This window comes from Streptomyces sp. WELS2, from assembly GCF_013870595.1.
Classification (GTDB): domain Bacteria; phylum Actinomycetota; class Actinomycetes; order Streptomycetales; family Streptomycetaceae; genus Streptomyces.
Genome location: NZ_JACBWZ010000141.1, coordinates 1 through 11,076, shown reverse-complemented (window position 1 = coordinate 11,076; position 11,076 = coordinate 1). Strand labels below are relative to the sequence as shown.

At 72.9% G+C, this 11,076-nt stretch carries 9 protein-coding genes and 1 pseudogene; 2 read left to right on the top strand and 8 right to left on the bottom strand.

Annotated features, from left to right (window positions below; all coding sequences use genetic code 11):
• Together H5J33_RS37380 and H5J33_RS11800 are read right to left on the bottom strand one after the other, a co-directional pair.
• A pseudogene (locus H5J33_RS37380) lies at positions 1-162 on the bottom strand (SAM-dependent methyltransferase); the annotation flags it as partial.
• 5 nt (positions 163-167) lie between these two features.
• Positions 168-473 carry a 4a-hydroxytetrahydrobiopterin dehydratase gene (locus tag H5J33_RS11800; protein WP_181794854.1) on the bottom strand — a complete coding sequence of 102 codons (306 nt, stop codon included), beginning with the start codon at positions 471-473 and terminating at the stop codon, positions 168-170.
• A gap of 116 nt (positions 474-589) precedes the next feature.
• On the opposite strand from H5J33_RS11800, the gene H5J33_RS11795 reads away from it, so the two are divergent.
• Positions 590-1,414: a helix-turn-helix domain-containing protein gene (locus H5J33_RS11795; protein WP_181794853.1), complete on the top strand. Its 825-nt coding sequence runs from the start codon at positions 590-592 to the stop codon at positions 1,412-1,414.
• Between the two features lie 135 nt (positions 1,415-1,549).
• Positions 1,550-1,975, top strand: a complete 426-nt coding sequence (locus H5J33_RS11790; RefSeq protein WP_181794852.1) for an OsmC family protein — start codon at positions 1,550-1,552, stop codon at positions 1,973-1,975.
• Positions 1,976-2,035: 60 nt separating this feature from the next.
• Here H5J33_RS11790 and narI read toward each other — a convergent pair whose 3' ends face one another.
• The 6 genes from narI to H5J33_RS11760 all read right to left on the bottom strand — a co-directional run.
• Positions 2,036-2,758, bottom strand: a complete 723-nt coding sequence (gene narI / locus H5J33_RS11785) for a respiratory nitrate reductase subunit gamma (RefSeq protein ID WP_181794851.1) — start codon at positions 2,756-2,758, stop codon at positions 2,036-2,038.
• Positions 2,755-3,249, bottom strand: coding sequence for a nitrate reductase molybdenum cofactor assembly chaperone (gene narJ, locus H5J33_RS11780; RefSeq protein WP_181794850.1), 495 nt, complete (start codon positions 3,247-3,249; stop codon positions 2,755-2,757). The genes narI and narJ overlap by 4 nt, the downstream gene beginning before the upstream one ends.
• Positions 3,249-4,844 (bottom strand): nitrate reductase subunit beta, encoded by a 1,596-nt coding sequence (gene narH / locus H5J33_RS11775; protein WP_181794849.1) that lies wholly within the window; start codon positions 4,842-4,844, stop codon positions 3,249-3,251. Before narH ends, narJ begins: the two co-directional genes overlap by 1 nt.
• Positions 4,844-8,527: a nitrate reductase subunit alpha gene (locus H5J33_RS11770; RefSeq protein ID WP_181794848.1), complete on the bottom strand. Its 3,684-nt coding sequence runs from the start codon at positions 8,525-8,527 to the stop codon at positions 4,844-4,846. The genes narH and H5J33_RS11770 overlap by 1 nt, the downstream gene beginning before the upstream one ends.
• A gap of 100 nt (positions 8,528-8,627) precedes the next feature.
• Positions 8,628-9,491, bottom strand: a complete 864-nt coding sequence (locus H5J33_RS11765; protein ID WP_181794847.1) for a helix-turn-helix transcriptional regulator — start codon at positions 9,489-9,491, stop codon at positions 8,628-8,630.
• Positions 9,492-9,607: 116 nt separating this feature from the next.
• A partial coding sequence (locus H5J33_RS11760; RefSeq protein ID WP_181794846.1) for an alkaline phosphatase family protein occupies positions 9,608-11,076 on the bottom strand: 1,469 nt, incomplete at its 5' end.

Below are 11,076 nucleotides of genomic sequence, written 5' to 3'. Positions count from 1 at the left end.
GGCGAGCCGCCGGGTGACGATCCCGGTGCCGCAGGCGACGTCGAGGAGGCGCCCGGAGCCGGGGGGTATCAGGTCCAGGACGGTGCGTGCGGCGGCCTCGGCCCGGGCCTCGCCGCCGCGCGAGGCGTCGTAGCCGTCGGCTTCCTTCTCGTAATCGAGCACATCGCTCAGTGTGCCCCGTGGCCTGGGGCGATGTCCTCGACTCTGCGGGCCAGTTCGAAGTCCTCGGCGGTGAGGGCGCCGCCCGCGCTGTGGGTGTGCACGCCGAGGGCCACGGAGTCGTAGCCGAGGGTCAGGTCGGAGTGGTGGTCCAGCTCGTCCTGGATGCCGGCGATGTGCACGACCAGCGCGGTGGCCGCGAAGTGCGAGCCGAGCCGGTAGGTCCGGGTGAGCCGTCCGTCCCGCACCGACCAGCCGGGCAACTCGGCCAGGCGGTCCTCGATCTCCTGCTGCGACAGCGGTGCCACGGCCATGGCCGTTCGCTCCCTTCCTTGCCGGGGGGTACGGACCCAGCCTGCCACGGCCGGGGTGCGGACGGCGGTCCGACGCGTACCGGGCCTCGTGCCGGGCCTCGACTAGGGTCACGGGTATGTCCGTTGCCGCCTCCGCCCGCACCCCCTCCCCCGCCGCCGGCCCCGGGGTCGGCCCGTTGCTGCGCGCCTGGCGGGAGCGGCGCCGGATCTCCCAGCTGGAGCTGGCGCTGCGGGCCGGCTCCTCGGCACGGCACATCAGCTTCGTGGAGACCGGGCGGTCCCGGCCGAGCGAGGAGATGGTGCTGCGGCTGGCGGAGCGGCTCCAGGTGCCGGTGCGCGAGCGCAACGCCCTGCTGCTGGCGGCCGGTTACGCCCCGCGCTATCCGGAGACCCCGCTGGAGGATCCGGCGCTGGACGGGCTGCGGGACGGGCTGGAGCGGCTCCTGAGGGGCTACGAGCCCTACCCCGCGCTGGTGGTCGACGCCGGGTACACGGTGGTCGCCGCGAACCGGGGCGTCGAGATGCTGCTGGCGGGCGTGTCCGAGGAACTGCTGGCTCCGGCGCCGAACGCCATGCGCCTGACGCTGCACCCGCGGGGGCTGGCGCCGCGCGTCCGGAACCTGCGTCAGTGGCGCGGGCACCTGCTGGCCCGGATGGAGCGGGACATCGCCCTGTACCGCTCGGACCGGCTGCGCGCGCTGTACGAGGAGGTGGCGGCCTACCCGGTGCCCGAGGAGGAGCCGGACGCCGAACCGGCGGAGCCGGTCCCGTACTTCGCGCTGCCGCTGCGCCTGGAGCACGCCGGACGGGTCCTGTCGTTCGTGTCCTCGATCTCCACGTTCAACACACCGACGGACATCACGGTCGCCGAACTCGCCGTCGAGACCCTCCTGCCGGCGGACCGGGCCACCGCCGGCCATCTGCGGGCGCTCGCCGGCTGACCCGGCCCTCGCGCCGGGACATCACCCGCCGTTCACCCGGCGGTGCCGGTCTTCGGACGTACGACGGGCCGGGATGTGATCGGATAGGGGCACCGGGTACCCCGGCAGACCGCGATTCTCGTGAAAGGAACCGACGTGGCAACCACGCGCACCGCGCACACCGTCTGGGAAGGCAACCTGCTCGAAGGCAACGGAGTCGTGACCTTCGACTCCTCCGGCATCGGCCAGCAGCCGGTGTCGTGGCCCTCGCGCGCCGAGCAGGCGAACGGCAAGACCAGCCCCGAGGAGCTGATCGCCGCCGCCCACTCCAGCTGCTTCTCCATGGCCCTCTCGCACGGCCTGGCCGGCGCCGGCACCCCGCCCACCCGCCTGGAGACCAAGGCCGACGTCACGTTCCAGCCGGGTGAGGGCATCACCGGCATCCACCTCACCGTGCGCGGCGAGGTGCCCGGACTGGACGAGCAGGGCTTCGTCTCGGCGGCGGAGGACGCCAAGAAGAACTGCCCGGTCAGCCAGGCCCTGGCCGGTACGACGATCACCCTGACGGCCGAGCTGGCCTGAGGCTCGTACAGCCCCCTGGTGCCGCGCCCCGCGGGGCGCGGCACCGCTGTGTCCGGGCGCTCAGCCGCCCAGGCGCTCCCAGCCCCGCCGCTCCGGACGCGGGCCGAGCTGCCGGGGATCCCGGGTCCGGTAGACCACGTAGGGCCGGAACAGGTACTGCACCGGCGCGCTGAACATGTGCACCAGCCGGCTGTACGGCACGAACGCGATGAGCACCATGCCGGCCACCGCGTGCACCTGGTACAGCACCGGCACGCCCGTCATCAGCCCCGTCTCCGGCCGGAGGGTGAACAGGCCGCGTGCCCAGGGCGCGATGGTCCGCCGGTAGTCGTATCCGTTGCCACCGGTGTGCGTCAGCTTGGCGGCCATGCCGAGCACGATCGCGCCGAGCAGCAGCACGTACATCGCCTTGTCGTTGGCCGTGGTGGCCCGGAAGACGGGGGCACGGGTGCGGCGGCGGTAGACGAGCAGCCCGATCCCGGCGACGGTCAGCGCCCCGGCCGCCGTGCCGCCGTACAGCGACAGCAGGTGGTAGGCGTGCTCGTCCACGCCGAACGCCTCCGTCCAGGACGCCGGTACGAACAGTCCCACCAGGTGTCCCGCCAGTACGAACAGGATGCCGTAGTGGAAGACCGGGGAGGCGATGTTCAGCAGCCGTGACTCGTACATCTGCGAGGAACGGGTGGTCCAGCCGTACTTGTCGTAGCGGTAGCGCCAGACGAGGCCGGCCACCAGCAGGGCGAGGGCGACGTAGGGCAGGGCGCCCCACAGCAGGACGGTCATCGGCGTGCTCCGGGGTGGGAGGCGGGCAGGGCGGCGCAGACCGCGTCCAGGACGCCCGCGTACGGGGTGCCGCAGGCGCCCAGCCGGGTGCGCAGCCGTTCCAGGCCGGTGCGGTGTCCGGTCAGCAGGCCGGTGTCGCCGGTCCGCGCGGTGAACTCGAGCACGGCCGGCAGGAAGTCGGGCAGCTCCTCGCCGCTGAACTCCAGGCCGTGCCGGCGGTAGACGTCCTTGAAGCGCACCAGGGACATCCCGCGCCGCCGGGTGTCGCCGTCGTGCCACCAGCTCAGGTACAGGCTGTGCCGGTTCCTGAGGTCGAAGACCTCCACGTAGTGCGCGGCCAGGTCCAGCAGCGGCGTGACGGCCGCGTGGTCGGTGAACTGCCGCAGCTGCGGGGCGGCTTCGCGCAGCAGCGGCAGCCGGGCGATCAGGTCGTCGTCCGGGTAGGTCAGGCACAGGGCCGCCGCCTGGTAGAGCACCGCGTCCGAGGGCATCAGGCCTCCTCCGCATCGTCCGAGGTCTGCCGCCTGCGCAACAGGTGGAAGTTCTCCACCGACACCAGCGGGAGCCGTCTGCGGCCGGAGTCCCTGCCGAACGGCCCGTCGCCGCCCATGCCGGGTCCGCCGGGGTGGTCGAGGCTGCACTCGGCGGGCACCGCCGACTCCTCCAGCCGGCGGGCGTCCCCGAGGGCGGCGGTCGGGATGACGTACCGCTCCTCGTACTTGGCGATGGCCAGCAGCCGGTACAGGGCCTCGATGCCGTCCGGGCGCATACCGGCGGCCGAGGCGATCGCCGGGTCCGGTGTCTCGCCGAGGTTGAGCGCCCGCATGTGGGAGCGCATCGCGGCGAGCTTCTCCAGCGCGGCCCGTACCGGCCCGGGGTCGCCGGCCGTGAACATCTCCGCCAGGTACTCCAGCGGAATGCGCAGGGTGTCGATGGCGCCGAACAGGTTGTCCGCGTCCTCCCCGTCGTGCCCGGTCTCGGTCAGCGCGTCCACCACCGGCGACAGCGGCGGGACGTACCAGACCATCGGCATCGTCCGGTACTCGGGGTGCAGCGGCAGCGCCACCCGGTACCGGCTGATCAGCGCGTGCACGGGTGAGCGGCGGGCGGCCTCGGTCCACTCGCGCGGGATGCCGGCGTCCTCGCAGGCGCGCCGCACCCCGGGGTCGTCCGGGTCGAGGAACACGCCCAACTGCGCCTCGTACAGGCTCTTCTCGTCCGGTACGGAGGCGGCGGCGGTCACCTTGTCGGCGTCGTACAGCAGGACCCCGAGGTAGCGCAGCCGGCCCACGCAGGTCTCCGAGCACACCGTCGGCAGGCCGACCTCGACGCGCGGGTAGCACAGGGTGCACTTCTCGGCCTTGCCGGTGGCGTGGTTGAAGTACACCTTCTTGTACGGGCATCCGGTCACGCACATCCGCCAGCCCCGGCAGTGGTCCTGGTCGACCAGCACGATGCCGTCCTCGGCCCGCTTGTACATCGCCCCGGACGGGCAGGAGGCCACGCACGAGGGGTTCAGGCAGTGCTCGCAGATCCGCGGCAGGTAGAACATGAACGTCTGCTCGTAGGCGAACCGCACCTTGTCGGACGCCTCTTGGCGCAGTCGTTCGACCATCGGGTCCAGGTCGCCGTAGGCGGGGGCGCCGCCGAGGTTGTCGTCCCAGTTCGAGGACCACTCGATCTTCATCGGCTCCCCGGTGACGGACGACACCGGCCGGGCCACGGGGTAGTCGTCGCCGAGCGGGGCGTCGGTGAGGTTGCGGTACTCGTAGGTCCAGGGTTCGTAGTAGTCCTTGATCCCGGGCAGCCGGGGGTTGGAGAAGATCCCGGCGAGCTTCCTGAACCGGCCGCCGGCCTTGAGGGTGAGGGCGCCGCGCCGGTTCAGCTCCCAGCCGCCGCGCCACTTGTCCTGGTCCTCGTAGCGGCGCGGATAGCCCTGGCCGGGGCGGGTCTCGACGTTGTTGAACCAGACGTACTCCATGCCGCGCCGGTTGGTCCACGCCTGTTTGCAGGTGACCGAACAGGTGTGGCAGCCGATGCACTTGTCGAGGTTCATCACCATCGCGATCTGGGCCATCGGACGCATCAGTACTCGACCTCCTGGCCGCGGCGGCGGATCACCGTCACCTCGTCGCGCTGGTTGCCCGTGGGGCCCAGGTAGTTGAACGCCCAGGACAACTGGGCGTAGCCGCCGATCAGATGGGACGGCTTGAGCAGCAGCCGGGTCAGGGAGTTGTGGATGCCGCCGCGCATCCCGGTGGTCTCCGTCTTGGGTACGCTCACCGTGCGCTCCTGCGCGTGGTGCAGGTAGACGGTGCCGGGCGGCATGCGGTGCGAGACGATCGCGCGGGCCACGACCACGCCGTTGCGGTTGACCGCCTCCACCCAGTCGTTGTCCGCGGCCCCGATGGCGTCGGCGTCCCGCGGGGACATCCAGATGGTCTGTCCGCCCCGGGAGAGGGCGAGCATGAAGAGGTTGTCCTGGTACTCGGAGTGGATCGACCACTTGCTGTGCGGAGTGAGGTAACGCACCGTCACCTCCCGCTCGCCGTCGGGTCCGAGGCGCGGTTCGCCGAACAGCCGGTGCATGTCCAGCGGCGGCCGGTACACCGGCAGGGCCTCGCCGAGTTCGTGGATCCAGTCGTGGTCGAGGAAGAAGTGCTGGCGGCCGGTGAGGGTGTGCCAGGGCTTGCTGTGCTCGGTGTTGAGCGTGAACGCCGTGTAGCGCCGGCCGCCGGACTCGCTGCCCGACCACTCCGGGGAGGTGATCACCGGCACGGGCGCCGCCTGGGTGTCGGCGTAGGTGACCCGTTTGCCCTCGTGCTCGGCGGCGAGGTGGGCCATCGGCCGCCCGGTGCGCCGCTCCAGCGTGCGGAAACCCTCGGTGGCCAGACGGCCGTTGGTGGTGCCGGACAGGGCGAGGATGGTGTTCGCCGCCTTCACGGCCGTGTCGAGCGACGGCCGCCCCTGGTAGCCGGTGCCGTTCGACTCGCGCAGCCGGGCGACCTCCACGTCCGGGCGCAGGGTGATTCCCTTGACGGCGAGGCCCAGTTCCTCCACCAGCGGGCCGAGGGCGGTGAACTTGGCGGCGATCGCGGTGTAGTCGCGTTCCACGACGGTCAGGTTCGGCAGCGTCCTGCCGGGTACGGGCTCGCACTCGCCGCGCTTCCAGTCCCGCACCACCCCGCCCGGCTGGGCGGTCTCGGCCGGGGTGTCGTGCTGGAGCGGGCTCGCCACCAGGTCCTTGCGGACGCCCAGGTGGTCCACGGCCAGCTCGCTGAGCTTCTCCGCCAGCGCCTTGAAGGTGTCGAAGTCGGTGCGGGCCTGCCAGGGCGGGTCCACGGCCGGGGTGAACGCGTGCACGAAGGGGTGCATGTCGGTGGAGGACAGGTCGTGTTTCTCGTACCAGGTCGCGGCCGGCAGCACCACGTCCGACAGCAGCGTGGAGGAGGTGTGCCGGAAGTCCAGCGACAGCAGCAGGTCGAGCTTGCCCTCCGGTGCCGGCTCCCGCCAGGTCACGCCCCCCGGCCGCTCGCCGGGCGCGGCCTGCTCGGCGCGCAGCGAGGAGTGGGTGCCCAGCAGGTGCCGGGTGAAGTACTCGGCGCCCTTGGCCGAGGAGCCCAGCAGATTGGCCCGCCACAGGGTCAGCACGCGCGGCCAGTTCTCCGGGGCGTCCGGGTCCTCGCAGGCGAACCTCAGGGTGCCGGCGCGCAGCGCGGCGACCGCCTTCGCCACCGGGTCGCCGCTCTCCTCGCCCAGGTCGAGCGGATTGCGGTCGAAGGTGGGGTACGACGGCATCCAGCCCGCGCGGGCGGACAGCGCCAGGCAGTCGGCGGCGGTCATCCCGGTGAACCGGCCCTCGCCGAGCGGCGAGGCGAGCACATCGGCGCCGAAGCGGTCGTAGCGCCACTGGTCGGTGTGCAGGTACCAGTACCCGGTGCCGATCGCCTGCCGGGGCGGGCGGGACCAGTCGGAGGCGGCGGCCAGCGTCGCCCAGCCGGTCACCGGGCGGCACTTCTCCTGGCCCACGTAGTGCGCCCAGCCGCCGCCGTTGCGGCCCTGGCAGCCGGTGAGCTGGAGCAGGGCCAGGAAGGCGCGGTAGATCGTCTCCGAGTGGAACCAGTGGTTGGTGCCCGCCCCCATGATGATCATGCAGCGGCCCCGGGAGCGCTCGGCGGTCCGCGCGAACTCCCGGGCGATGCGCACGCACTGGGCGGCCGGGACGGAGGTGTGCGCCTGCTGCCAGGCGGGGGTGGCCGGGGTGCGGTCGTCGTCGTAGGAGGCGGGCCAGTCACCGGGCATCCCCGGGCGGGCCACCCCGTACTGCGCCAGCAGCAGGTCGTAGACCGTCGTCACCAGCGGGCCGTCCGGGCCGCCCAGCCGGGTGGCCGGCACACTGCGCCGCAGCACCTCGCCCCGCCCCTGCCCGTGCTCTCCGCCCTCGGTGTCGAACCGGGGCAGCAGCACCTCGACCGGCACCGCGACCTCGCTGCCGTACAGGCTCAGCCGGGGCCGGATGTCGCCCGGTTCCAGGTTCCACCGGCCCTCGCCGGACTCGGTCCAGCGAAAGCCCAGGGAGCCGTTGGGCACCACCGCGCGGCCGGTCGTCTCGTCCAGGACGACCGTCTTCCACTCCGCGCCCTCCCCGTCCTGACCGATGCCGGTGGCGCGCAGGAACTTCGCCGGCACCCACGCCCCGTCCCGCTCGGCGAGCGTCACCAGGAACGGCAGGTCGGTGAACTTCCGTACGTAGTCGGTGAAGAACGGCGTCTGCCGGTCGACGAAGAACTCCTTGAGGATCACATGGCCCATCGCCAGGGCCAGCGCGCCGTCCGTGCCCGGGTGCGGGTGCAGCCAGGCGTCGGCGAACTTGGTGGCGTCCGCGTAGTCCGGTGAGACCACCACCACCTTCTGGCCCCGGTACCGCGCCTCCGCCATCCAGTGCGCGTCCGGGGTGCGGGTCACCGGGACGTTGGAGCCCCACATGATCAGGTAGGCGGCGTCCCACCAGTCGCCGGACTCCGGTACGTCCGTCTGGTCGCCGAAGACCTGCGGGGAGGCCACCGGGAGGTCGGCGTACCAGTCGTAGAACGACAGCATGGACGCGCCGATCAGCGAGTGGTAGCGGGCGCCGGCCGCGTGCGACACCATCGACATCGCCGGGATCGGGGAGAACCCGGCGATCCGGTCCGGGCCGTAGGTCTTGATGGTGTGCACCTGCGCGGCGGCGACCAGTTCCACCGCCTCCTCCCAGCGCGCCCGCACCAGGCCGCCCTTGCCGCGCGCCCGCTGGTAGCGGCGGCGCCGCTCGGGGTCGTTCTGGATGTCCGCCCAGGCCAGCACCGGGTCGCCCAGCCGCTGCTTCGCCTCCCGGTACATCCGCAGCAGCACGCCCCGGACGTAGGGGTGGCGGACCCGGGTGGGCGAGTAGGTGTACCAGGAGAACGCGGCGCCGCGCGGGCAGCCGCGCGGCTCGTACTCGGGCCGGTCCGGGCCCACCGACGGATAGTCCGTCTCCTGGGTCTCCCAGGTGATGATCCCGTCCTTGACGTACACCTTCCAGCGGCAGGAGCCGGTGCAGTTCACGCCGTGGGTGGAGTGCACCACCTTGTCGTGGCTCCACCGGTCCCGGTAGAAGGCGTCCGCCTGCCGGCCGCCGGTCAGGGTGACGCCGTGCAGGTCGGGCGCCGGCGTGCCGGGCCGGAAGAAGCGGCCTGCGGACAGCAGGGCCGCGCCGGGCTCCCTGGGCGGTCTCCGCGTGTCGGTCACGTGCGCTCCCTCGGTTCACCCCCTACTCAGAACCTAGGGGCGTCCCCGGCGGGGCACCCGTCCGGGGACCCGTACGGGTCACGCCGGACGCGGGGGCGGGTCACAGGCGCTCCCGGTACTCCCGCAGCAGCTTCAGGGTGCGCTGGACGGACGCGGCGCGGGCCGTCATGTGGTCCAGCACCTCCAGGTGCGCGGCCACCTCGCGGCGCGCGTCCAGATAGAGCGCGCCGGTCAGGTACTCGGTGAACACCATGTCCGGCAGCTCCGGCTCGGCGAACCGGAACAGCGTGAACGGCGCGTACGTCCCCGGGTGCGGGCCCGCGGCGAACTCGGCGATCTGCAGCGTGACCCGGTCCCGTTCGGCGTACTCCAGCAGCCGGTCCAGCTGGTCGCGCAGCACCTTCGGGTCGGCGCTGACCGGGCGCCTGAGCACCGTCTCGTCCATGATCACCCACAGGTGGGGCGGGTCCTTCCGGTCCAGCAGCCGCTGCCGTTCCATGCGCAGCGACACATGCCGGTCGACCGTCTCCGGGGAGGTGTGCCCGACGGTGCCCGCCTCCATCACCGCGCGTGCGTAGTCCTCGGTCTGGAGCAGGCCGGGGACGAAGTGCGGCTCGTAGGAGCGGATGATCCGGGCGGCGCCCTCCAGGCTGACGTACAGGCTGAACCAGTCCGGCAGCACGTCGTGGAACCGCTGCCACCAGCCGGGCTGGTTCGCCTCCTCGGCCAGCCGGACGAAGGCCTCGGCCTCCTCGTCCGGCACCCCGTAGGTGGTCAGCAGCACCTGCACGTAGGGGATCTTCAGCGCGACCTCGGCCGTCTCCATCCGCCGTACCGTCGCCGACGCCACCCTGAGGACCCGGGCGGCCTCGTCACGGCTGAGCCCCGCGGCCTCCCGCAGCTCCTGCAACCGCTTGCCGAGCACCACCTGGCCCACGGTGGGCGCGGCCCGCCGCTCACTCACAGCAACGCCCTCCCCTACGTGCCGATGAACGCGGGCAGCAGTCTGTCATGCGATCGCGTTCTCGCACATACGGCCTAGCGGTGGAAGCGCCGGGAGGGGTGGCACCGTGGCCGGAATCAGGCGGCCCTTTCCTCCTCCTCTTTCTCCTCGGCGGCGGGCGTCAGCGGTACCTGGGGGCCGTTCAGCTCGTCCAGCCAGCGGCGCAGTATGCGGTGGATCCGCTCGGCGCCGACCGGTTCGGTCCCCTCGGCGGCCGGCGGGGAGAGGTCCGCCGGGGAGAGCAGGAACGGGCGGGACTGGGCGCCGCCGAGACCGCCGTGCGAGCCGATCTGCTCCTCGAAGGCGAGCACCTCGCCGTCGGCGGGGTCGTAGGCGGAGTTGACCATGATGTCGGCGGTGTGCGGGAAGGAGTGGGTGCGGCGGACGGCGTCTGCGGCGCCGGGTCCGAAGCGGGCCAGCGGGCCCGGCTCGTCGTCCAGCCGGTCCAGCGGGATCTCGGCGCCGTGCGCGCCGAGCACCACGCCGCCGTGCCGCTCGCTGCGCACCAGCAGGAAGCCGATGCCGGGGTGGTTGGCGAGGGTGGTGAGCAGCGCCGGATGGCGGGCGTCGATCTCCTCCTTGGTCATCCGGTGCGGGACGTCCGGGAAGGAGACCAGGCCGAGGTTGCCGGAGGCCAGCACGACGGGCTCGCGGCGGCGGGCCGGGCGGTGGTGCCCGCCCTTCTCCTCCACCGGGCGGCGCAGCGCGGCGCGGACGGCGGCGCGGGCCTCGGCGCCGCTGTGCGTCTGCTCGGCCCGGCGCGGCACGGGCAGCCCGCAGCCGGCCCGGACCAGGTCGCCGAGGGTGAGGCCGTAGCGGGCGCGGAACGTTTCGCCGGGGCTCTGCCCGTGGTCGGAGAGCACGACGATGCGGTACGGGCGCGGGGCGTGCTCGGCGACGCGTTCCAGCAGGGCCAGACAGCGGTCGAGGCGCCGCAGGACCTGCTCGGCGTCACGGCCGTGCGGGCCGGAGTGGTGGGCGACCTCGTCGTAGGCGACGAGGTCGGCGTAGACGGCGGTGCGGCCGGCGAGCATGTCGCCCATGACCGCGGCGACGACGACGTCCCGTTCGACGACGGTGGCGAAGGCGCGGACCAGCGGGTACAGGCCGCCCCGGCCGACCCGCGGGCGCTGCCGGCGCAGCCGGGCCCGGGTGGACTGGCCGATCTCGCGGACCACCTCGGCGACGAAGGACAGGGCGGTGCGGACGGCGTTCGCGGGGTCGGAGAAGTAGGCGAAGTAGCCGGCCCGGGAGCGGTTGTCCCGGCCGCGGCGGCGGGTGGCGATGGACAGCACCAGGGCCTGTTCGCCGGCGCCGCCGCTGAAGAGGTTGCCGCGGCTGGCGCCGTCGACGGCGAGCAGTCCGTCGTCACCGGTGCGCAGGGCGGCACGGCGCTGGAGCTCGGCGGCGCTGGTCGGCCGGTTGCAGACCATCACCTCGCCGCGGTCCTTCTCGTACCAGCGGAAGGCCGGCACGTCGAAGGTGCTGCCGTGCAGGATGCCGAGCTGGCTGGCACCGGTCTGGCTGGACCAGTCGGTGCGCCAAG